The sequence below is a fragment of the Nocardia sp. Marseille-Q1738 genome (assembly GCF_965283145.1).
The window spans coordinates 1,093,019-1,113,034 of the sequence record NZ_CBDIMS010000001.1; the positions used below are offsets into that span (position 1 = coordinate 1,093,019).

General features: G+C 66.7%; 25 protein-coding genes. 16 read left to right on the forward strand and 9 right to left on the reverse strand.

Features of this window, described 5'->3' with window-relative positions; translation table 11 throughout:
- Window positions 1–2 precede the first annotated feature (2 nt).
- Together ACWPXK_RS04955 and ACWPXK_RS04960 are read left to right on the forward strand one after the other, a co-directional pair.
- The gene (locus ACWPXK_RS04955) at window positions 3–1,202 is read left to right on the forward strand and encodes a lipid-transfer protein (RefSeq protein ID WP_454195455.1); all 1,200 of its coding nucleotides are present in this window, start codon (window positions 3–5) and stop codon (window positions 1,200–1,202) included.
- Between the two features lie 103 nt (window positions 1,203–1,305).
- Window positions 1,306–1,740, forward strand: a complete 435-nt coding sequence (locus tag ACWPXK_RS04960) for an NUDIX hydrolase (RefSeq protein ID WP_454194783.1) — start codon at window positions 1,306–1,308, stop codon at window positions 1,738–1,740.
- 17 nt (window positions 1,741–1,757) lie between these two features.
- On the opposite strand, the gene ACWPXK_RS04965 is transcribed toward ACWPXK_RS04960, so the two are convergent.
- Window positions 1,758–2,357, reverse strand: a complete 600-nt coding sequence (locus tag ACWPXK_RS04965) for a TetR/AcrR family transcriptional regulator (RefSeq protein ID WP_454194784.1) — start codon at window positions 2,355–2,357, stop codon at window positions 1,758–1,760.
- Between the two features lie 62 nt (window positions 2,358–2,419).
- Between ACWPXK_RS04965 and zapE the strand changes: the two genes are divergently transcribed.
- From zapE to ACWPXK_RS04995, 6 genes are all read left to right on the forward strand, one after another.
- Window positions 2,420–3,442 carry a cell division protein ZapE gene (gene zapE / locus ACWPXK_RS04970; RefSeq protein ID WP_454194785.1) on the forward strand — a complete coding sequence of 341 codons (1,023 nt, stop codon included), beginning with the start codon at window positions 2,420–2,422 and terminating at the stop codon, window positions 3,440–3,442.
- 178 nt (window positions 3,443–3,620) lie between these two features.
- Window positions 3,621–4,538 carry a DUF4129 domain-containing protein gene (locus tag ACWPXK_RS04975; protein WP_454194786.1) on the forward strand — a complete coding sequence of 306 codons (918 nt, stop codon included), beginning with the start codon at window positions 3,621–3,623 and terminating at the stop codon, window positions 4,536–4,538.
- 132 nt (window positions 4,539–4,670) lie between these two features.
- Complete coding sequence (locus ACWPXK_RS04980; RefSeq protein WP_454194787.1) at window positions 4,671–5,168, forward strand: hypothetical protein; 498 nt, start codon at window positions 4,671–4,673, stop codon at window positions 5,166–5,168.
- Window positions 5,169–5,197: 29 nt separating this feature from the next.
- Window positions 5,198–6,160 carry an AAA family ATPase gene (locus ACWPXK_RS04985; protein ID WP_454194788.1) on the forward strand — a complete coding sequence of 321 codons (963 nt, stop codon included), beginning with the start codon at window positions 5,198–5,200 and terminating at the stop codon, window positions 6,158–6,160.
- On the forward strand, window positions 6,157–7,431 hold the full coding sequence (locus ACWPXK_RS04990; RefSeq protein ID WP_454194789.1) for a DUF58 domain-containing protein: 1,275 nt from the start codon (window positions 6,157–6,159) through the stop codon (window positions 7,429–7,431). The genes ACWPXK_RS04985 and ACWPXK_RS04990 overlap by 4 nt, the downstream gene beginning before the upstream one ends.
- Complete coding sequence (locus ACWPXK_RS04995; protein WP_454194790.1) at window positions 7,428–7,889, forward strand: hypothetical protein; 462 nt, start codon at window positions 7,428–7,430, stop codon at window positions 7,887–7,889. Before ACWPXK_RS04990 ends, ACWPXK_RS04995 begins: the two co-directional genes overlap by 4 nt.
- Window positions 7,890–8,029: 140 nt before the next feature.
- On the opposite strand, the gene ACWPXK_RS05000 is transcribed toward ACWPXK_RS04995, so the two are convergent.
- Both ACWPXK_RS05000 and ACWPXK_RS05005 read right to left on the reverse strand, forming a co-directional pair.
- Window positions 8,030–8,236 carry a DUF397 domain-containing protein gene (locus ACWPXK_RS05000; RefSeq protein WP_454194791.1) on the reverse strand — a complete coding sequence of 69 codons (207 nt, stop codon included), beginning with the start codon at window positions 8,234–8,236 and terminating at the stop codon, window positions 8,030–8,032.
- The gene (locus tag ACWPXK_RS05005) at window positions 8,233–9,138 is read right to left on the reverse strand and encodes a helix-turn-helix domain-containing protein (protein ID WP_454194792.1); all 906 of its coding nucleotides are present in this window, start codon (window positions 9,136–9,138) and stop codon (window positions 8,233–8,235) included. Before ACWPXK_RS05005 ends, ACWPXK_RS05000 begins: the two co-directional genes overlap by 4 nt.
- A gap of 307 nt (window positions 9,139–9,445) precedes the next feature.
- Here ACWPXK_RS05005 and ACWPXK_RS05010 point away from each other — a divergent pair, with 307 nt between their 5' ends.
- Genes ACWPXK_RS05010 through ACWPXK_RS05030 form a run of 5 tightly spaced genes read left to right on the forward strand, consistent with a single transcriptional unit; the run spans window position 9,446 to window position 11,075 of the window.
- A complete protein-coding gene (locus ACWPXK_RS05010) occupies window positions 9,446–9,943 on the forward strand; it encodes a DNA-directed RNA polymerase subunit beta (RefSeq protein WP_454194793.1) in 498 nt (165 codons plus the stop codon).
- Window positions 9,933–10,091, forward strand: a complete 159-nt coding sequence (locus ACWPXK_RS05015) for a hypothetical protein (protein WP_454194794.1) — start codon at window positions 9,933–9,935, stop codon at window positions 10,089–10,091. The genes ACWPXK_RS05010 and ACWPXK_RS05015 overlap by 11 nt, the downstream gene beginning before the upstream one ends.
- Window positions 10,091–10,330, forward strand: a complete 240-nt coding sequence (locus tag ACWPXK_RS05020; protein WP_454194795.1) for a hypothetical protein — start codon at window positions 10,091–10,093, stop codon at window positions 10,328–10,330. The genes ACWPXK_RS05015 and ACWPXK_RS05020 overlap by 1 nt, the downstream gene beginning before the upstream one ends.
- Complete coding sequence (locus ACWPXK_RS05025; protein ID WP_454194796.1) at window positions 10,327–10,674, forward strand: hypothetical protein; 348 nt, start codon at window positions 10,327–10,329, stop codon at window positions 10,672–10,674. Before ACWPXK_RS05020 ends, ACWPXK_RS05025 begins: the two co-directional genes overlap by 4 nt.
- Window positions 10,671–11,075: a hypothetical protein gene (locus ACWPXK_RS05030; protein WP_454194797.1), complete on the forward strand. Its 405-nt coding sequence runs from the start codon at window positions 10,671–10,673 to the stop codon at window positions 11,073–11,075. Before ACWPXK_RS05025 ends, ACWPXK_RS05030 begins: the two co-directional genes overlap by 4 nt.
- Before the next feature lie 63 nt (window positions 11,076–11,138).
- Here the strand turns inward: ACWPXK_RS05030 and ACWPXK_RS05035 are convergent, their stop codons facing one another.
- A complete protein-coding gene (locus ACWPXK_RS05035; protein WP_454194798.1) occupies window positions 11,139–11,519 on the reverse strand; it encodes a nuclear transport factor 2 family protein in 381 nt (126 codons plus the stop codon).
- Window positions 11,516–12,283 carry a hypothetical protein gene (locus tag ACWPXK_RS05040; protein ID WP_454194799.1) on the reverse strand — a complete coding sequence of 256 codons (768 nt, stop codon included), beginning with the start codon at window positions 12,281–12,283 and terminating at the stop codon, window positions 11,516–11,518. The genes ACWPXK_RS05035 and ACWPXK_RS05040 overlap by 4 nt, the downstream gene beginning before the upstream one ends.
- Before the next feature lie 499 nt (window positions 12,284–12,782).
- Here ACWPXK_RS05040 and ACWPXK_RS05045 point away from each other — a divergent pair, with 499 nt between their 5' ends.
- From ACWPXK_RS05045 to ACWPXK_RS05055, 3 genes are all read left to right on the forward strand, one after another.
- Window positions 12,783–13,262 carry a hypothetical protein gene (locus ACWPXK_RS05045; RefSeq protein ID WP_454194800.1) on the forward strand — a complete coding sequence of 160 codons (480 nt, stop codon included), beginning with the start codon at window positions 12,783–12,785 and terminating at the stop codon, window positions 13,260–13,262.
- A 42-nt stretch (window positions 13,263–13,304) separates the two neighbouring features.
- Entirely contained in the window at window positions 13,305–14,375 is a 1,071-nt protein-coding gene (locus ACWPXK_RS05050; RefSeq protein WP_454194801.1) for a hypothetical protein, read from the forward strand.
- 512 nt (window positions 14,376–14,887) lie between these two features.
- The gene (locus ACWPXK_RS05055) at window positions 14,888–15,298 is read left to right on the forward strand and encodes a hypothetical protein (RefSeq protein ID WP_454194802.1); all 411 of its coding nucleotides are present in this window, start codon (window positions 14,888–14,890) and stop codon (window positions 15,296–15,298) included.
- Window positions 15,299–15,611: 313 nt separating this feature from the next.
- On the opposite strand, the gene dmpG is transcribed toward ACWPXK_RS05055, so the two are convergent.
- The 4 genes from dmpG to ACWPXK_RS05075 are packed head-to-tail and all read right to left on the reverse strand — an operon-like array spanning window position 15,612 to window position 19,997.
- Window positions 15,612–16,649 (reverse strand): 4-hydroxy-2-oxovalerate aldolase, encoded by a 1,038-nt coding sequence (gene dmpG / locus ACWPXK_RS05060; RefSeq protein WP_454194803.1) that lies wholly within the window; start codon window positions 16,647–16,649, stop codon window positions 15,612–15,614.
- Window positions 16,650–16,662: 13 nt separating this feature from the next.
- Window positions 16,663–17,574, reverse strand: coding sequence for an acetaldehyde dehydrogenase (acetylating) (locus ACWPXK_RS05065; RefSeq protein WP_454194804.1), 912 nt, complete (start codon window positions 17,572–17,574; stop codon window positions 16,663–16,665).
- Window positions 17,575–17,584: 10 nt separating this feature from the next.
- Complete coding sequence (locus ACWPXK_RS05070; RefSeq protein ID WP_454194805.1) at window positions 17,585–18,370, reverse strand: 2-keto-4-pentenoate hydratase; 786 nt, start codon at window positions 18,368–18,370, stop codon at window positions 17,585–17,587.
- 1 nt (window position 18,371) lies between these two features.
- Entirely contained in the window at window positions 18,372–19,997 is a 1,626-nt protein-coding gene (locus tag ACWPXK_RS05075; RefSeq protein ID WP_454194806.1) for an FAD-binding protein, read from the reverse strand.
- Between the last annotated feature and the right edge of the window lie 19 nt (window positions 19,998–20,016).

Genomic DNA, 20,016 nt, shown 5'->3' on the forward strand with positions numbered 1-20,016 from the left:
CGATGCGCGGCGGTGGCCGGGCGACGGGTGGGCACATTTCCGGCCGCGCGGCCATCGTCGGTATCGGCGCCACCGATTTCTCCAAGGACTCCGGGCGCAGCGAACTGCGGCTGGCCGCCGAGGCGGTCACCGCGGCGCTGGCGGACGCGGGCTTGACCGCGGCCGACGTGGACGGCCTGACCACGTTCACCATGGACACCAACACCCAGGCCGCGGTGGCCAGGGCGGTCGGGATTCCGCGGCTGACCTTCTTCAGCCACATCGGCTACGGCGGCGGCGCGGCCTGCGCCACCATTCAGCAGGCCGCCATGGCGGTGGCCACCGGCATCGCCGACGTGGTGGTGGCCTATCGCGCGTTCAACGAGCGTTCGATGTCGCGGTTCGGGCAGTTCTCCACGGCGCTGGCCACCGCGCCCACCTCGTCGGGCATCGATGCGGGCTGGTCCTACCCGCAGGGGCTGGGCACACCGGCCGCGCAGGTGGCGATGGTGGCTCGGCGCTACATGCACGTCTACGGGGCCACCAGCGCGGATTTCGGACGGGTCGCGGTCGCCGACCGCAAGCACGCCGCGGCGAACCCGGCCGCCTTCTTCTACGGCAAGCCGATCACGCTGGACGACCACCAGAATTCCCGCTGGATCGCCGAGCCGCTGCACCTGCTGGACTGCTGCCAGGAGTCCGACGGCGGCGTCGCGATCGTGGTCACGAGCGTCGAGCGCGCCCGCGACCTGCCGCAGCGTCCCGCCGTGATCGCCGCCGCGGCCCAGGGTTCCGGCGCCGACCAGTACGTGATGACCAGCTACTACCGCGACGCCATGACCGGCCTACCGGAGATGGGCCTGGTCGGCGACCAACTGTGGGCGCAGAGCCGGTTGCGTCCGCAAGACATGCAGGCCGCCATCCTCTACGACCACTTCACCCCCTTTGTCCTCATGCAGCTGGAGGAACTCGGCTTCTGCGCACGCGGCGAGGCGAAGGACTTCATCACCGACGGCGCCATCGAGATCGGCGGACGCCTGCCGCTGAACACCCACGGCGGACAACTCGGCGAGGCCTACATCCACGGCATGAACGGCATCGCCGAAGCCGTCCGGCAGATCCGCGGCACCTCCGTCAACCCGGTCGAGAACCTGGAGAACATCCTGGTCACCGCGGGTACCGGTGTGCCGACCTCCGGCCTGGTCCTGTCCGCCCACACCTAGTCGCCGTCGTCATGCACCTGAGCCGGATCCCTTCTTGCGGCGGCGTGCGAACGGTGCGGTGAAGGTGCCTCCGGCGGGTGACACCAAGCGTTAGGTTGAGGCGGTGACGGATCGGCATCTGGTGGATGTGCACGTTCTGTTACTGCACGGCGACGAGCTGTTGCTGAGCAGGCGGCGCAGCGCGGACGAGTTCGATGGACGATGGCATCTCCCGGCGGGCAGGCTGGAGGCGGGAGAACCGGCGACGGCCGGGGCGGTACGGGAGGCGCGTGAGGAGACCGGGGTCGAGATCGATCCGGACGATCTGAGATTCGTGCACGTCGCGCACGTGGTCGCGGCCGGCAGGGAACCACGGCTCGGGTTGTTCTTCGAGACGTCACGGTGGGTCGGCGAGCCGGTCAACCAGGAGCCGGACAACTGTTATGAGCTGCGCTGGTTTCGGTGGGACGAGCTGCCGGACGACATCATCGAATACCCGCTGGCGGCGATTCGTGCGCGTGCCCGCGGCGAGAGGTATTCCGAACGGGGTTGGCGATGACGCGGATTCGGTATCCCTCAACGGGCGCGCAGGTAGACCGACAGCAGGTTCGTGAGCTGGTCGACGCTGGCCTCGCTGCCGGGCGCGAGATGGGCGCGGTTTCCGGTGCAGCGGTCGAAGACCGCGCCCTCGAGCACGGCGACGAAGTCGGCGGCTGCGCTCTCCGGGTCGGCGTAACCCGTGGCGCGGACCAGTTCTCGTGCATGCTCGACGGAAAACAAGCTGTGCGCGAGTTGGGCGCGCAGTTCGGGGTCCGCGCGTAGTTCCGCGAGCAATGCATGCCGGGCGATCAAGTGGTTGCCACGTTCGGCGAGCAGCCGATCGACCCACATCGCGATCGCGCGTCCGACCAGGTCGGGATCGAGTGCGGTGTCCTGGGTGCCGGAGATTTTCAGGCTCGGTCCGGCGGCGGCGAAGTCGGCGCGTGAGCGCTCGGCGATGCGGTCCGCGATGCCCATGAGCAGTGCGCGTCTGGTGCGGAAGTAGTAAGAGGACGAACCGGCAGGCAGGTCGAGCGCGGTGTCCAGCGCGCGGTGGGTGAGTGAGCGGATTCCTCGCGTCGCGATCAGCTCGATGGCGGTGTCGACGAGCAGCACGCGCCGGTCGCTTGTGGACATGATCACCTTTCCTGGCCGCGGGTCGGGCCGTCCTCTACAAATGTAGAGGGCGAGGAGGTGTCATGGAACCCGACGTGATGCAATGGGATGCCGATCAGATGTGGGCGGCGGCGCGGCTGCGTGAGTTGCTCGATCGGCGTGGCACGCCGATCCGGCGCCATCGCGGCGTCTACCTGCACGGCAGGCCGGGGCGTGGCAAGACCATGCTGATGAACCGGTTCTTCACCGAGATCGCCTCGGAGCGCAAGCGGCGCTACCACTTTCACCAGTTCTTCGCCCGACTGCACGCTGCGGCACACGAATCGGGCTCGATCGACGCCGCGGTGGATGAGCTGCTCGGCGACGCTCTGCTGATCTGCTTCGACGAGTTCCACGTGCACGACATCGGCGACGCGATGCTGATCGCACGGCTGCTGGACGCGCTGTTCGCCCGTCGCGTCGTCTTGGTGGTGACGTCGAACTATCCACCGCATGAGCTGCTGCCCAATCCGTTGTTCCATGACCGGTTCGTGCCGACGATCGAACGCATTCTGGGGCGCATGGACGTGGTGTCGGTCGACGGCCCGATCGACTATCGCGCTCTGAACTCCCGGAAGGATTCCCGAACGGGATTCGCCGCCGGACGATACATCGTGGCGCTGGAGCGACGCACGTCGCGTGACGTCGAGGCGCTATCCGATGGCGCTGGGAATAGTGATGCGGGACAAATGATCACCGACCCTGCCGTCGAGATATTCATCGGCGCACGGAGATTACGCGCCATTGCCGCCGATGACACCCTCGTCATCGACTTCGCCGATTTGTGTGGTGTACCAACCTCCGCGGCCGATTATGTTGGACTTGCCCAACGTTTTCAGCGCTGGGAAATCAGAGATATCCCCCTGCTGAACGAAATTCCGCCGGACCAGGCGATGCGGTTGGTGAACGTGATCGATGTTCTCTATGACGCCGACTGTCAACTCACCGTGGTCGCGGCCGCGTCGCTTCATGAGCTCGTCCAGGACGTTCGCGGAGTGCCGGATATCTCACGTTTGACAAGCCGACTTTGTGAATTGTCCCAACTCACGCCCGCTGTGGCCCGGTAGTAGCCATCCCGCGGTGCGCTGCGATGTTCCCACTACAGGCGCGGTTTAAGAGGAGGAACTCCGAAGTATTCGATTCCATCCCGAGCGGACCCCGCGGCATGTAACTATGTGGCTGCTTTGTGCAGTACTCAGATGTGGTGGTAACGCAGTGGCCCGGGCGCGAGCGCCGATATCGCGCGTGATCGTGCTGATCACGCTGCTGGCTCTTGCCATCATCGCCCTGCGCGGATACATCCCAGGAATTATCGAGGCCGAGCCGCAACGGCGTGTTCCGTCCGCGGTGTCGGTCGCGCTCATGCCGGTCTTGCTCACCGTGTCGATGGTGATCCTGCTCGCGGGTGTGATCGCCAGCCAGCATCGCCTGCCGCTGGCCATGCCCGAGCCGGAACGTGCGAAAGAGCGCCAGCAGTGGCGTCTCGGGCGGGTCGGCTTGGCGGTGCTCGGGGCGCTGGCGATGTTCCTCCTGCTGGTCGCCGCCGGGTCCGCGATCTACTTCATCGGCGCGAGCGGTCCGAGCGAGCCCGCGCGCCCGGCGGCGCCCGCCACCACCACGGGTGCCCCGCCGGCATTCGGGACACCCGCGCCGACCGAACCCGGCCCGGAGTCGTCGGAACTGACCGGGATGGCTCTGGTGCTGGCCGGTATAGCCGCAGCAGGGTTGGTGACGGTCGCCCTGACCGGTCTGGTCGTAGTCACGGTGGCGTCCCGGCGCAAACCGGTACCCGCTCCAGGGCCCGCCGCCGCAGGGGCGCCCACCGTGGTGGACTCGCTGGCTCGCGCGGCCGAGATGGGCCTTGCCGCGATGAACGCGCCCGGCCAGGACCCCCGCACCGCGATCATCGCCTGCTATGTCGCGATGGAGCGCGGCCTCGCCTCCGGCCGGTCCGCCGCACCGCTGATCTCGGACACTCCGATGGAGGTGCTGGCCCGCGCGTTCGAACGGGGCGCGCTGCACGACGCGTCCGCGCGCGAGCTGGTCGCGCTGTTCGAGGAGGCCAGGTTCAGCCCGCACGCCATGCTCGAGTGGCAGCGCATGCGTGCCCAGCAACTGCTGCGCATCGTGCTCGCCGACCTGCAAGGGGAGGTGCCCGCATGATCGGACGGACCCCGGCGCGGCGGTTTGCCTCACCACGCCGTGCCGGAAAGGGCGCCGCATGATCGGTCAGGCCCGGAGGCGGCAGCTGGCGACACCACGCAGGGCCCCCGGTCATGCGAGAAAGGATCCGGCATGACCCGGGTGGCGGGCGTGATCACCTGCGTGATCGCCGTCGCGGTGGTCGAGTTGGTGGCCGTGGAGCGAGCGCGTGGGTTGCTGCTGATCGTCGCGGGTATCCCGGTGGCGATGGCGCTGGGCTGGCTGGTCTGGTCGTTGCTCGACCGGTCCGGCGCCGGGGAGGAACCCGAAATCGACGAGATGGAGAACGGTCCCGCGGAGATGTTGCAGCGCTGGCACGCCAGGGCGCAGATGCTCGCGGACCGCGCGGATGGCACCCGTGCCGAGTGGGACCGCCACTTGCGTCCGTTGCTGGCCAAGGAGTTCGAACTGTCCACCGGTCAGCGGGTGGCGAAGAACCGCAGGGCGGTCGAAGCGGCGGGTATCCACCAATTCGGCCCCGAACTGTGGCGATGGGTGGATCCGGCCAATTCGGCGTTACGTGATCAGACCAGCAGGGCACCGGGACGTGCGGCGCTGGACGAGATCCTGAGCCGCCTGCAGAGAATGTGAAATGGGTTGAGGCAAGTGCGAGTACACAAATGACGATGCCGATGGATGTGACCGTCCAGCGCAGTGAGGCCGTGCTCCGGGAACTGTCCCGGGTCGTGGTCGGCAAACAGGACGAGTTGCAGTTGATCATGATCGCGGTGCTGTCCGGCGGGCACGTGTTGATCGAGGACCTGCCCGGCCTCGGCAAGACGCTCATCGCGAGGTCGTTCGCCGCCGCGCTCGGGTTGCAGTTCACCCGCGTGCAGTTCACCCCCGATCTGCTGCCCGCCGACCTGCTCGGATCGACCATCTACGACATGTCCTCCGGCCGGTTCACCTTCCGGCGCGGGCCGGTGTTCACCAACGTGCTGCTGGCCGACGAGGTGAACCGCACCCCGCCGAAGACGCAAGCCGCGCTCCTGGAGGCGATGGCGGAGGGGCAGGTCAGCATGGACGGCGAGACCTTCCTGCTGCCGCAGCCGTTCGTCGTGCTGGCCACCGACAACCCGATCGAGTACGAGGGCACCTACCCGTTGCCGGAAGCTCAGCTCGACCGGTTCGCCATCCAGCTGCGCCTGGGCTACCTGTCCGAACAGGACGAGACCCAGATGATCCGGCGCAGGCTGGAGCGCGGAGCGCAGCAGCCGCAGGTCAACCAGGTCGTGGACGCGAACGGTCTGCTGGAGATGCGGCAGTCGGTCGAATACGTGACCGTGCACCCCGACGTGGTCGGCTACGTCGTCGCGCTGGCCACGGCGACCAGGGGACACCCGCAGGTAGAGGTGGGCGCGAGCCCGCGCGCCGAGCTCGACCTCGTGCAGATGTCCAGGGCACGGGCGCTGCTGCTCGGCCGCGACTACGTGGTCCCCGAAGACGTGAAGGCGCTGGCCGTTCCGGCGATGGCGCACCGGATCACGCTGCGGCCGGAGATGTGGGTGCGCCGCATCCGCGGCGAGGACGTGATCACCGAACTGTTGCGCCGTCTGCCGGTCCCGCGCGCCAGCGTGACATGAGGCATCGCGACGCCAGCTCCGCGGTCGACGCCGAATTGCGGTGGCGGCCCGCACCGCTGGTCTTCATGCTCGCGGTGTGCGCCGCGGCGGCCTTGGTGCTGGCGGTGATCCTGGGCAGGTGGCAGCTGGTCGTGTTCGCCGCGCCGCTGCTCGGCGTGCTGGCCACCGCGCCGTGGCAGCAGTCCGCGACCAGGATCCAGGTCGACGGCGGCGGCACGCTGCGCTGTTTCGAATCCGAGGAGGTGACGCTCACCGTCGCCGCCTTCGTCGAGAAGGGGCACGCGCTGCTGCGGCTGAAACCGCGGGTTCTTCCCGGGCTCGGGCTCCGGGTCGAGGAGGCCAGCGATTCCGGCGTCGCGCCCGCCGGTCTGCGCCTGTCGCTCACGGCGGATCGGTGGGGCCGTTACCCCGTTTCGGTGCGAGTGTCGGCGCTGAGCCCGGCGGGACTCGCGATCGCCACGGCCGTGTTGCCCGCGGGTGAGCTGTTCGTCTACCCGATCACCGATCCACAGCGGATGCGCTTGCCGCGCACCGAGTTTCCCGAGCGGCTCGGCACCCACCTGACCCGCAGGCACGGCCCCGGCGTCGAGTACGCCGACATCCGCGCCTACGCGCCCGGCGACCAGTTGCGCATCGTGAACTGGCCGGTGAGCGCGCGGCGCGGGCGACTGTACGTCACCGAGCGACTGACCAACCGTTCCGCGGATGTCGTCGTGCTGGTGGACACCTCGCAGCAGGCGCCGGGACCGGCCACCGACTCGCTGGAATTGTCGGTGCGCGGCGCGGCGCAGGTGGTGCAGTCGACGTTGCAGGCGGGTGACCGGACCGCGGTGGTGTGCCTGGGCCAGGCGCCGCGCTGGCTTCGGCCGGATATCGGACGCCGCCAGTTCTACCGCATCGTCGACACCGTCCTCGACGTCGGCGACGAGCACATTCCGACCACCGGTACCCTCGCGCCGCACGCGGCCGTGCCGCTCGGTGCGATCGTGGTGGCGTTCTCCACGTTGCTGGACACTCAGTTCGCGCTCGCGCTGATCGACCTGCGCAAGCGCGGGCACGTGGTGGTCGTGGTGGATGTCCTGCGCGGTACCCCGTTCCGCGAGGACCTCGACCCGATCCTGGCCAAGATGTGGCAGCTCGAGCGCGCCGCGATGTACCGGGACATGGGCACCGTCGGCGTCGACATCGTGGCCTGGCCGCATGATGCCCGTCTGGATCAGATCATGCGCGTGCTCCCGGAGCACCGCAGGACGGTGCGGGTGCGCCGATGACCCGATTTCTCGCCGTTCTCTCCGGGGTGCTGCTGGTGGCGTCGGTGGCGCTGCTGGAGCCGTGGGTCGGCGTGCCCGCCCTGATCCTGGTCGCGCTCGGCTGGTGGTACCGGCCGTTGGCGGTGTGCGCGGTGCTGCTCGCGCTCGGCGTGCTCGCGGTCGACGACGCGGGCGTACTCGCTTCCGCCGCAACGGGATTGGTGGCCACGACCTATCTGCTCAATGCCGCGACGGTGACCGCGCCGCACGGGGTGGTGCCCACCACCATCCCATCCGTGGTCGGCGCGGTCGGCTTCGCGGCGGTAGCGGTCGGCGCCGCACTCGTTCCACTGCACCTGTCCTGGGCTCCGTTGGCCGCCCCGGTGCTGGTGGTGGTGTTGTTTGCCATGGTGATCCATGGCGCGGCGGCCCGTGGCAGACCCGGCGACCGAGACCTCCGGCCGTCCGGCGGAGCCTGAGCGGGTTGCGCTTGGCCGCCGGTCGCGCCCACATCCGCGGCCACCACCGCATCCGGCAGCAGCGATGGCAGGATATTCCGAAATGAATAAGGCCCGATCCGTCAGCAACGGACCGGGCCTTGCCCATTGGGACGGATTGCCTACGGGCGGTTGAACTCGCCATCGCGCGCACCCGCAACGAATGCGTTCCATTCGCCGGGCGTGAAGACGAGAGCTGGTCCGGTGGGGTTCTTCGAGTCACGGACACCGACATGCCCGCGATCGAGAAACGCGACCTCGACACAGTCTTGCCCGCCTGCGCTGCGGCTGCTTTTGAACCACTTGGCATCGGACAGGTCGATGTTCACGGTACATACTCCTTCGCTACCTGCCTCAGCAGATGTTTGCTCTCCACTGTGCTCAACGCTACCCGCTGGAGCCCGTCGAACGCCTTGCGGTACTTCCGCACGCTGTCTCGCCGCGAAAGGTACAGGGGCCCGGTGTAACTCTCCACGTAGACCGTCGTCGGCTCCAGCGGTTGCCCCTTACCGTCGACGCCGAAGTCCATGATCGTGAACGGTCCAGTCGCGATACCTAATGGGAAACCCGCCGAATCCGGCAGTATGCGAACCGTGACATTCGGCGGCATGTCGGCCAGATGCCGCAGCTGCTGACCCATGACCTTCGGCCCGCCGACCCTTTTCCGGAGGACACCCTCGTCCACAATCAGCTCGACCTGAACCGGCGAGACCTTCCGGGTGATCAGGTTCTGTCGTTCCCGCCTGACGCGGATGCGCCGCTCCAGTTCGTCGGGAGTGTCATCGATGAAGTACAGCCGATCGAGCGCGCGGGCGTAGTCGGATGTCTGAAACAGGCCCGAGATCAGATCCGGTCGGTAGATGCGCAGCTTCTCCGCCGCCGCCTCCAGGCCGACGTACACGTTGAACGTTTCGGGGATAACGTCGCCGTACTGATGCCACCAGTTCGGCTCGCGCCCCTGGCGCGCAAGGGCTTTGAGAACTTCGATCATGTCGGGTCGGTCGTACAGCAGGCACAGTCCTTCGAGCACCTCGTCATGGATCACTGGCGCCGCGCCGGTCTCGAGCCGCTGTAGCGAGCCCGCGCCCTTCCCGATTGCCTTGGAGGCCAGCCGGATCGACAACCCCGACCCCTCGCGCATATCGCGCAGATACCGGCCGAGCTGGCGGTGGGGAACCCCGGCAATCGGCTCCGATGCTGACGGATCGCTGGCACCCCTGGTCTTACTCATCAATGTTTCCGCCCCCTGCTCGCTGGATCACGCCTGTCGCTGAATATGGATCAAGCACTGGCTATCTCGTGGATCACGCTCGCCGAACAGTGTGGATCATCCGCTGGGAGAATGCAGCAGTTTCCGTGGATCGTCCTCTGGATGACCCAAATGCCCCTGATCAGCTGCTTTCATCTGACGTGCGCTCGGCACGGAGCACGGTACCGCAGCCCCAACGCAGTCCGCTCCTTCCCCGGGTACCGATCAGGGGGTTGTCGGGGACCGGGCGCACCCTAGCCGACTTTCAATGTGAGCCAGAGGTTCCCGAATGGATCCGATAGCGTCAGGGGACACGCCGATGTCCCGATGCCGGTATTACCGGCGCACTTGCGATCTCGCCGCGGTCATCGACCCGCCTGAACTCGGCCGCATCATCGTGCGTGCTGGCAGTGTCTGGGGGATCACGATGCCGGTGCGGCTCGGCCAGTCGGTGCGGGCGCATATGGATAAGCATGGGCAGGCTTCGGGGCCGATCGTGGCGCACCCGAGGGCGAAAAGGTGGACGTTCCTGATCCGGCCCGACCTGCCGGACGAGGACAGGTTGTTCTCGGAGTTGTTCCGGCTGGACGTCAGCGTCGCCCGGGAGGGGGCCACGATTGCGTTGCCGTCGCCCGCCGCATCGTCGGAAAGCATTCGGCACTGGGTGATTCCGGCTCGTAGCCCGTTCCGGCCATCCGGTCTCGTGGTCGTCGCCGCCGTCCGTGCGCAGACCACGCGCACGCCGATGCCGCAGTCGCTCCAGCGGGTGGCGAACCATGTCGCATAGCGCCGTGCGGCTCCCCGGAATGGTCCTATGCCCGAACTGCGGTGACCACGTGCCGCTCGTCGAGGGAAGGCTCGGCATCCACGTCAACGCCGAGGCCACTGACGCGTGCCAGGGCTCCAACGTCGCCGCGGAGGAGGTGAGCGCCTGATGTTCTCGACAGTCGTTGTCGCTTTTACCGCCTTGGCGGTTGTCGGCTGGGTTGGCGCGTGCTTCGGCGGCGGCATGCGCCTGCTCGACTACCGCCTTGAGCGCGACCACCGGTCTCGCGCCGAGCGCCGCGCGCCTGATGCCCCGACCTACGGGCTGCGCTATCGCAACTACATCGACACCCAGCGTGAATCGCTCAGCGTCATCAGTCGCCCGCTGCCGGAGGAGATTTCGACATGACGATTGCCAGGACGGCCGTGATCTTCATGGACCGGGGCCGGATGGCTCGGCTCGCAGTCGAATTGGAGGCCGCGGGCCGCGAGCTTGCCGCCCAGCACGGCTACAGAGTTGTGGGCGTCGTAATCGCGCCCGCCAACCGCCCGGACGTGCTGGAAGACACGCTCGAGCGGGTCGCCCGCGCCGACGTCACCGCCATCATCACGCCGACACTCGCGCACATCAAACGGCAGACCAACCGCATCCGCCAGGTGTGCGAGCTGCTGACCATGACCCCTCCGGCCACATACACACGGCTACAGCCACAGTCGCGGGTCCGTCCCTACCTTGCGGGGGGCGCGCGATGAGCGACGAGGACTCGACCGAAGACGACCTGGCCCGACTGATCGAGGCGTTACGGCGGATCCCGGATGCTGACGACCCGGACATTCGGGATCAACAGATCGAAATGCCGGTCACGTGGATGTGTGATCACGAGGGCAACTGGTCGCCGGTCTACGCGGACGGGCGGGTTGGGGAGCATTCGTTCTCGTTCGCCCAGATGGCCGCCTTCCGTGGTGAAGACCTCGGCCCGTTCCTCGAGACGCTGATCGACGCACAGATAGTGCCGGACACCGCTCGCGTCGGCTTGGACGTCTTCCGCGAGGCATGGAAGGGGGTGACCGACTTCGTTTCGCGTGTGGTGGACCCAGGACCGTGTGAGCGGCCGACAACCGAGTTGACCCAGGAGCTCAGCGAAGACGACTGATCAGGAAGACTTCTACCCGGCGTTGTGAGTCCGCCGAGACTGGTACGCAGCCAGTCCCGGCGCTCAACTCGTCTCGCGTGAAGTCCAGTACTCCCGCAAACTCGCGATCAGCGGCCCGTCGAATTCGAGGATCGCTACCTCGCGCATCCGCTTGCGAGTGCCTTTTACCCGGTCATCGAACTGGGCTTCCCACTCGGCCACTGCCGTGTTGCCGTCCACGTACAACGCCAGCAGGTCGCATTCGATATTGCCTTGCGACTCGACAACCTTCGACTTCCAGTAGGCGCGGATACCCTCGCGACCCTCGATCGGCGCGTCGAGCACCCGCTCGTGATAGGTCGCGTCCTCACCGAAGATAGTGACGATCAAATCCGGGTCCTGGCCCACCCATGCCCGGATGTACACCGCTACAACATCTTCGACATGTTGCCTGGTCAGCGTCATCGTGCCTCCACAACATCGCTCAAGGTGAGCGGCCCATCGGTATGTGTGTGCTCGCCGACCAGAGCGTAGACCACCCGGGGGTCCGGCAACGTGATGTCGTTCAGATCGACACCCGACACCGACGCCTCGTCCAGGCGTACCCACTTCCAGCGCTGCGCCACTACCCGTAGGTCGTGAGCATTGCCGGTGTAGTAGCCATCCAGCACGCCTTCACCGGGAAGCACAGCCAGGTGTAGTGCTCCGAAGTAGTACGCATCGCTGACGTTCCGCCACCGCCCGATCAACTGCCGATCGAACAACTCGGCGTCTATCTCATGGCGGAAACCGGCCCTGCGTTTCTCACTTCGAGGCTCGGGCGGATAGTTCCGCGCGATCACCCCACGCCCACCGGGCGCTGCAATCTCCGAGATATCGGCATGGCAGCGATCCTCATCGAACAGGAAGCACGTCACCCAGTGACCAGCCAGCGCAGACGGAGCCAGCGACGACGTAATCGGCATACCGCCCGGCCCTCGCCAGCGATCCCACTCGGCGGTCAGCGCGTCCTCGAACCGCCGCCGCTGCACCTCGTCCAGCCCCAACAGCATTGTCGCGAGCCGCTTCTGATTACCGTGCCGCAGTCGCGCATCCGGCCCGGCCTTGCGCCACCGATAGACCATGCTCGTCGTGACATCGACCTTCGCCGCGAAGTCTTCGACGGTCATCCCCAACGCCTGCTGTAGGGCGAACGACTCGATACCGGTCCACCGCTCCACATACGTCATGCTGAAACACTCCGTTCCACCATCCACCTGGACCGTACGCCGGAATCCGTTGCAGCACCTGAACTTACGTGAACTCTGGTGAACTTCGTCGGAATCTCAGACTTCAAGGACAAGCAATGGTTACTCCATACCCGGCCAGTGCACGCTTGATCAGTACCGCAAGCCGACGGAGACACCGACATGACACCCGCAACGGCAACCACCAGTCTTGCCCGCCAAGGCCACGAAACGCCCTGCGAATGGAGAGAACCAGCGCGCGCGTGGGTAGTGGCTGACGAACTCGCCGCTACCCACCGCGCCGCCCGTGGCGAGATCGTGCGCAACCCTCCCTTGACCGAACCGTGGGCCTGGGCGCGGGTGAACTCCCGCGCCTTGACCGCCCGCGTGTGCGCGCTACTGGGGCCGGCCGCCGCTTGCCCGACGCCGCGTGCGGGCGCGACACTTGGTTGCTCGAGCCCGCGATAAACCAGACAGCCAGCATGAGGGGAAGGCCCGGCCAGTGGACGATGAACAGATCGGTTTCGATATCGAATTCGATGATAAGACCCAAGCATTCTTGGACTGGGTTGCGCCCGAACATATGGAATCGGGAGTGCGAGCATTTCTCGCCGAAATGGTTCCGGATGTGAGCTACGAGTTGGCATGGTGGAAACCGCCGCTGTCGACTCGGATCATGGAAGCGGCAAAAGGGCGGTTCGGTGAGGCCGGATTGACCGGCGCCGAAAACCGCGAACTCGCCGATGGGTTTGTTCGATTCCTGGGCGAATGCTATGTGCGGCGTGGCGGTCTGCATTGGACGAACCGTCCCGAGTGGGGTCCGCCGCTGTACTCCGATTTTGGTCCGGCTGTGCGGGGCGACGGTGACCGCAGCATGGTGGCGATAGCGGAATATTTGTCTGACAGTGATGGTCCTCGGTTGATCGAATACAACATCGCTGAGGCTGTGCGCGAAGCCCGAAAATATCGGACCACCATATAGTGTTCTGACTCGCTCGATATAAACCGGGGGGTGGGTACAGCTGTGCCCGACGAATACGATGCCATCCGTAGTAAATTGACCAATTACGAGAAGGGGTTGTACTTCGAAGTCGGTAGGGCACACGAGCGGGGAGAAACATCGGAAAAGGGATGGGTTCGCCAGTTCAGGGTAGTAACCAAAGAAGGCCCGCGCGTTCTGGACTCGGCTCGAACCCACGAGCGAGGCATCCAAGGTGTCGAGCGTAAATCAGGTCGGGTCAACGAGGTAGATGCTCGCGCTCAACTAAAAAAGGAACGAGCGGGACTGAATTCCGGCCAGATTACTCATTCCCGATGGGAAACGGTGGCCGGTGAGGCGGTCCCCGAGAAAGTGCGCGAAGACCTGCGAGATATGGCCAGAGATTTTGGTGACAAATTTCAGCATGTGGTCATTTCTCGCGCTGACGCATTTCGCGCCATACAGTTGGGTCGGTCGCTGGTATCTCAGCAATTGGAGCTGATCCGGCCGTACGAGTTGCAACGGGCAGACCGAGCGCGGGAACGGCTGGAGAAGATACGCCAAATCGTGCGGGCGCAAGAGCGAGCCGAGAAATTCCGGAAGATGGAGCAGTTCCGGGAAGCCGCTGCGCGTGGCCGGGCGGATGCCCCACAGAAGATCGAACGTGATCGGCAGGCCAGAGAAGAAGCCGAGCGAGCCAGGCGAGCACGCGGAGCCGATGAGCGTGCACGCGTTGAACGGGCGGCTGCCGAACGGGTGGCGCTGGAATTCCCGGTGCCCAATCAGTTCCAGGAGCGCGAAGCCGCTGACACTGGGGAACAGGCGGCCCGGGAGGCGGCCGACACTGCCAGCCTGGAGCGTGCAGCAGCCGACGCCCGTTCGGCGGAGGAGAAGGCGCGCGAAGCACGGGAGGCGGCGGAGAAGGAACGCGCGGAAGAACTGGCACGCCTGCAAGCCCGGGGAGTGCCCCCGGAAGTGGTGAAGATTCTCGGGCTGGGGCAGGCTCAACCACCTTCAGCGGCTGTGCGGGAACCGCCTGGTCATGCGCCGGGCGTGGTTCGTGGGGGCACCGGACAAGGGCACGAACGCAGCCGGGAAATCACCCGAGACCGGTGAAATAGCCTGCGAGATATCAACACTGAGAGTTCACCTCGCGGATTTCGGCCACATCGTCCGATTCTCCTGCGGAAGTTGCGCTTTCCCCGAACATGGTCAGGAACGTGGGCAGCCCCCGAACCAAGGGGACAGTTCGGGGGCCGTTCAGGAAGGCTACATCGACAATCCGCCGTGTAGATGCGGATTCACCGACGACTTACGTAGCCACCTTCCACATTGTCCGAGGCCCACGACCCAAGCGACTCAGCGTCTACCGTAGTTGACGTCTTGCCCGTGACTAGTCCGACGAGTTTGCGAGGCGGTCTCGAAGGTGCCCTGGCAAGCGCAACACCGTGCACAAAAGTAATAGACGACAGCATTCGATCAGGGCTACCTGTAAGTAGCATTCAGGCTGTTATCAAATCTTTATAATGCCAGGTCAAGCTACTCATCGGTACCATGCGGTACCCGTTGAGGTTGCTTTAGGGTTCTCCCAGTCTGTTGCGCAGGGCACACCCGAGAGGAAGCAGTCAGTGACGATCCATGAGAGTGCATCCGCCCGTCCGCTTGTCGTCTCCCGGCGATTCACCGACAGCGCCGACCCCAGCGAGTTGATGCTGTTTCGGGCGTTTCAGTCTCAGGGACGCCGCCTAACGATGCTTGGCGCAGGGCTGGAGACCACTCTGCTAGCGGCAGTTACTGGACAAATTGTGATCGCCGTACTCCTCGCGGGGCAGGTGCCGTGGCTGGTGCTGGGCGGACTCGTCGTACTCACGTCCGGGGTCGCGGTGGCTCTCGTCCTCCGCTTGCCGCAGATCCTTCTGGCGATCGCGCAAATCGAATCGACCCGCAATGACAGTCCCACGCTCCGTGGCATTGGGCGCGATCGCGATGATCCTCGAGAAGCAGTGGGGCAGAGCAGCAACGATTGTCAGGCGGCGTAGAAATGAGTCCCGACGCGGACGACCGAGCCGTGAGCCATACATAAATACACTCTGATTCCGCTCGCCCCACTCCGGGCGGTGGTCTGGTCATCGTGGTGCTGTTCGCCCTGGTGATCCAGGGCGCGGCGGCCCGTCGCGCACCCGGCGACCGAGATCTCCGATCGTACGACGGAGCCTGACGGTCGCCGAGTCGTCACGATCTGCCCGGCGTGGTCGCGAGCCGCTCGCCGAGCCGGCGACGGTGTGCCGGTCGAGCCCCGGCCTGTGGCACCGGACCGCGGCTGGGTTGCCGTAGGCCGGTATCAGTCGCTGGTCAGGCGGTCACCGTTGCCTTCTCTCGCTGTAGTTCCAGGGCGATGTCGATGAGCTGGTCTTCCTGGCCGCCGACGAGTTTGCGCTTGCCCGCGCGGACGAGCATTTCGGCGGCGGAGACGCCGTAGCGCTCGGCTTGACGTTCGGCGTGCTTGAGGAAGCTGGAGTAGACGCCCGCGTAGCCCATCATCAGGGCTTGGCGGTCCAGCAGACATTCCTGCGGCATCGCGGGGCGGACGACGTCCTCGGCGGCGTCTGCGATGGCGAAGAAGTCGATGCCGGTCTTGATGCCGAGCTTGTCGCACACGCCGACCAGCGCTTCGACCGGCGTGTTGCCCGCGCCGGCACCGAAACGGCGTGCGCTGCCGTCGATCTGGGTGGCGCCCGCGCGGATGGCGTAGACGGAGTTCGCGACGGCCAGGTCGAGGTTCTCGTGACCGTGGAAACCGACCTGGGCGTCGCCGCCGAGTTCGTCGACCAGTGCGGCCACGCGGTCGGAAACCTGCTCCAGCACCAAGGCTCCGGCGGAGTCGACGATATAGACACACTGGCAGCCCGCGTCGGCCATGATGCGCGCCTGCTTGGCCAACACCTCCGGCGGCTGGGTGTGCGACATCATCAGGAAGCCGACCGTCTCCAGCCCGAGTTCGCGCGCGAGGCCGAAGTGCTGGATCGACACATCGGCTTCGGTGCAGTGGGTAGCGATGCGGCAGATGGACGCGCCGTTGTCCTGGGAGATCTTGATGTCTTCCTTCACGCCGACACCCGGCAGCATCAGCACGGCGATCTTCGCCCGCTTGGCCGTCTCGGCGGCGATGGTGACCAGTTCCTGTTCCGGCGTCTTGGAGAAGCCGTAGTTGAACGACGAGCCGCCGAGTCCGTCGCCGTGGGTCACCTCGATCACCGGAACGCCCGCGCCGTCCAGCGCGGCCACGATGTCGCGGACCTCCGTGGCGGTGAACTGGTGGCGCTTGTGATGCGATCCGTCGCGCAGCGAGGTGTCGGTGACGCGGATGTCGAGTTCTGCTGAATAGACCATGTCGATAACTCCTCTACACCCGGGCCGAGGTGATCTGTTCCGCGATGACCTCGCCCACCTGCGTGGCGGCGGCGGTCATGATGTCGAGGTTGCCCGCGTACGGCGGCAGGAAGTCGCCCGCGCCCTCCACCTCGACGAACACCGACACCTTGGCCATGCCGCCGGACACCACCGACGGCTCGTCGAACTGCGGCTCGTTGAGCAGCCGGTAGCCGGGTACGTACTGCTGGATGTCGGCGACCATCCGGTGGATGGAGTCGGCGATCGCGTCGGTGTCGGCGTCATCGGGGATGGCGCAGAAAATGGTGTCGCGCATGATCATCGGCGGCTCGGCCGGGTTCAGGATGATGATCGCCTTGCCGCGCTGCGCACCGCCGATGGTCTCCACGCCACGGCTGGTGGTCTTGGTGAACTCGTCGATGTTCGCGCGTGTACCTGGTCCCGCGGAGACCGACGACACCGACGCGACGATCTCCGCGTACGGCACCGGGACGACCCGCGACACCGCGGCGACGATCGGGATCGTCGCCTGCCCGCCGCAAGTGATCATGTTGACGTTCGGCGCGTCGAGGTTGGCGCCGAGGTTCACCGGCGGCACCACGGCGGGGCCGACGGCGGCGGGTGTGAGGTCGACCGCGCGGATGCCCGCTTCGGCGTAACGCGGGGCGGCGGCGCGGTGCACGTAGGCCGAGGTCGCCTCGAAGATCAGGTCCGGCAGTTCGGATTGCCCGAGCAGCCAGTCGACGCCCTCGTGCGAGGTCTCCAGCCCCAGCCCGCGGGCCCGCTTCAGACCTTCGCTGTCCGGGTCGATCCCGATCATCCAGCGCGGCTGGATCTTCTCCGAGCGCAGCAGTTTGTAGAGCAAATCGGTACTGATGTTGCCGGACCCGACGATCGCGGCGGTGACGGTCCCGTTCGCGGACACGACAGCCTCCCTAAGTGAATTGCAGACGGACAGAACCGAGTCCGGCGAACTCGGCGTGGAATGCGTCGCCCGGACGGGCGTCGATGGCGCGGGTGCACGAGCCGGGCAGCACGATGTCGCCCGCTTTCAGCCGGACGCCGAAGCTCGCGACCTTGCGCGCAAGCCAGGCGACCGCTATCACGGGATCGCCGAGCACGGCGTCGCTGCGGCCCTCGGCGACCACCTCGCCGTTGCGGGTGAGCACCGCGTCGATCGCCTTGACGTCGATGTCCGCGGGCGCGACGCGCTGGGCGCCGAGCACGAAACCGGCGGAAGACGCGTTGTCGGAGATGGTGTCGGCCAGGCCGATGTTCCAGTCCTTGATCCGCGAATCGATCAGCTCGATGGCGGGCGCGAAGGCGACCGTGGCGGCGAGCACGTCGTCCTCGGTGCAGTCGGCTCCGGGCAGGTCGGCGCCGAGCAGAAAGCCGACCTCCACCTCGACGCGGGGGAACAGGTAGCGGCCCGCTTCGACCGGGACGTCTTCGTAGACTTCCATTTCCGCGAGCAGATGACCGTAGTCGGGCTCGTCGACGCCCATCATCTGCTGCATGGCCTTCGAGGACAGGCCCACCTTGTGCCCGACGATGCGGGCGCCGCCGTCGAGCCTGCGCCGGATGTTGATCAACTGGATCTCGTAGGCGTCGACCACGTCGATGTCGGGATGCCTGGCGATCAGTGGATCGATCGCCACCCGCTCGCGCTCGGCGCGCTCGAGTTCGTCGGCCAGTTCGGTTCGTACCGTGTCGGACAGCACGCTAGTTTCCTTCCACAGTTGCTTGATCGAGCGCCGAGACCTGCTCGCCCGCCGCGGACCGGCCTGCCCTGCGGCCCGAGAAGACGCAGTCGGCCAGCGACAGACCGCTGACGTAGGACTTCGAGCAGATGCCGATCGCGGTGCGGCCGGCCGCGAAGAGCCCCGGAATATCCCTGCCCTCGGTCGATTTGACCGCGCCGGACCGCTCGTCCACGACGACGCCGCCGAGGGTGAGCATGGGGCACGGGTTGGTCAGGCTCGGTTTGATGCCCACATCCAACAGCCAGTACGGGCCGCTGCCGACCGGTTCGGTGAACTCGGCGGGCTTGCCGACCGGATCGGGGGCGCCGGTCTCGATCGCGGTGTTGTGCGCCTCGACCGTCGCGCGCAACCCGGCGGGGTCGATGCCCGCCTTGGCGGCGGCTTCTTCCAGCGTGGCGCCGCGAACCGCGGTGCGCCGCATGGTCTCGAACTGCCCGCGCTGGAACCACGCGCCCTGCTTGCCGATCTGCCCGATCGCGGAGCGCATCAACGCGTTGTCGGCCAGCAGCCAGCCCTTGCCGCCGTGCTCGGTGATCAGCGCGTGACCGACGGCGGCGCCATAGCGTGTCTCGTCGATGACCCGGCGACCGGCGGCGTCCACCAGCAGCGCGCCGGTGAAAGCACTCGGGGGCAGGAGGAATCGCCATGCGGAGACGTTGTCCATGCGGTCGACGGCCGCGCCGGCCTGCTGTGCCATCAGAATGCCACTGCCGTCGTCACCTGTGGTGCCGAGCGCGAGACCGCCCCGGTAGGCGGGTGCGTACAGCCGCACCATGTCGCGATTGGCGATGAAGCCGCCCGCGCTGACCACCACCCCGCGCCTGGCCAGGACGCGAATCGTGGTGCCGTACCGGCGTTCCAGCCCGGCCAACCGCCGTTCCAGCCTCCGGCGCAGCGGCGGGTAGTAGATGCCCGGCTTGGCCGCGATATTCGCCAAGCGGGTGTAGCGGTCCCGCACCCGTCCGGGCGCGTTGCGCAGCGTGTGGCATTCCACGCCGATCACCGCACCGGTGCCGTCGGTGATCAATCGGGTAGCTCGCGTAAGGGTTTCGACGCGCACGCCGAGCCGGGACGCGGCGGCGGCGAGCGGGCCGGTGAGCTTCTTGCCGGAGGTCCCCCGGCCCTTCACCCGATGTCCGCGCTGAGCGGCCGGGATATCCCGGAACGCGCCGGAGATCTCGCTGCCGGAGTAGTACAGGTAGTAGCGGTCGTTCGGATAGGAGGTCTTGTATGGGCACAGCGAGGCTTCGAACGGAACGCCGTGGCCCTTCAGCCACTCGATCAGCGCCGGGCTTTCCTCGACGAACCGGCGCAGCGTCTCAGGGGTGACGGCGTCGCCGACCTCGCGCTCCAAATAGGCGTACATCGCTTCCGGGGTGTCCTCGACCCCCGCCTCACGCTGCACCGAGGTCCCGCCGCCCGCGTAAATGATGCCGCCGGACAGCGCCGACGCACCGCCTCCCGCGAACCGCTCCAGCACGAGCACCTGCGCGCCCGCCGCGGTCGCCTCCAGCGCGGCGGCCGCACCCGCGGCGCCGTATCCGACCACGACAACGTCGGTGGCCAGGTCCCATTCGAGGCCCATGTTCCTCACTCCGGTCCGA

Excerpts from the sequence above, each read along its gene's own strand:
- ACWPXK_RS04955 (WP_454195455.1), top strand. The coding sequence starts at position 3 with ATGCGCGGCGGTGGCCGGGCGACGGGTGGGCACATTTCCGGCCGCGCG.
- ACWPXK_RS04965 (WP_454194784.1), bottom strand. The coding sequence starts at position 2,357 with ATGTCCACAAGCGACCGGCGCGTGCTGCTCGTCGACACCGCCATCGAG.
- zapE (WP_454194785.1), top strand. The coding sequence starts at position 2,420 with ATGGAACCCGACGTGATGCAATGGGATGCCGATCAGATGTGGGCGGCG.
- ACWPXK_RS04980 (WP_454194787.1), top strand. The coding sequence starts at position 4,671 with ATGACCCGGGTGGCGGGCGTGATCACCTGCGTGATCGCCGTCGCGGTG.
- ACWPXK_RS04985 (WP_454194788.1), top strand. The coding sequence starts at position 5,198 with ATGACGATGCCGATGGATGTGACCGTCCAGCGCAGTGAGGCCGTGCTC.
- ACWPXK_RS04990 (WP_454194789.1), top strand. The coding sequence starts at position 6,157 with ATGAGGCATCGCGACGCCAGCTCCGCGGTCGACGCCGAATTGCGGTGG.
- ACWPXK_RS04995 (WP_454194790.1), top strand. The coding sequence starts at position 7,428 with ATGACCCGATTTCTCGCCGTTCTCTCCGGGGTGCTGCTGGTGGCGTCG.
- ACWPXK_RS05005 (WP_454194792.1), bottom strand. The coding sequence starts at position 9,138 with ATGAGTAAGACCAGGGGTGCCAGCGATCCGTCAGCATCGGAGCCGATT.
- ACWPXK_RS05010 (WP_454194793.1), top strand. The coding sequence starts at position 9,446 with ATGGATCCGATAGCGTCAGGGGACACGCCGATGTCCCGATGCCGGTAT.
- ACWPXK_RS05015 (WP_454194794.1), top strand. The coding sequence starts at position 9,933 with ATGTCGCATAGCGCCGTGCGGCTCCCCGGAATGGTCCTATGCCCGAAC.
- ACWPXK_RS05020 (WP_454194795.1), top strand. The coding sequence starts at position 10,091 with ATGTTCTCGACAGTCGTTGTCGCTTTTACCGCCTTGGCGGTTGTCGGC.
- ACWPXK_RS05025 (WP_454194796.1), top strand. The coding sequence starts at position 10,327 with ATGACGATTGCCAGGACGGCCGTGATCTTCATGGACCGGGGCCGGATG.
- ACWPXK_RS05030 (WP_454194797.1), top strand. The coding sequence starts at position 10,671 with ATGAGCGACGAGGACTCGACCGAAGACGACCTGGCCCGACTGATCGAG.
- ACWPXK_RS05035 (WP_454194798.1), bottom strand. The coding sequence starts at position 11,519 with ATGACGCTGACCAGGCAACATGTCGAAGATGTTGTAGCGGTGTACATC.
- ACWPXK_RS05040 (WP_454194799.1), bottom strand. The coding sequence starts at position 12,283 with ATGACGTATGTGGAGCGGTGGACCGGTATCGAGTCGTTCGCCCTACAG.
- dmpG (WP_454194803.1), bottom strand. The coding sequence starts at position 16,649 with ATGGTCTATTCAGCAGAACTCGACATCCGCGTCACCGACACCTCGCTG.
- ACWPXK_RS05075 (WP_454194806.1), bottom strand. The coding sequence starts at position 19,997 with ATGGGCCTCGAATGGGACCTGGCCACCGACGTTGTCGTGGTCGGATAC.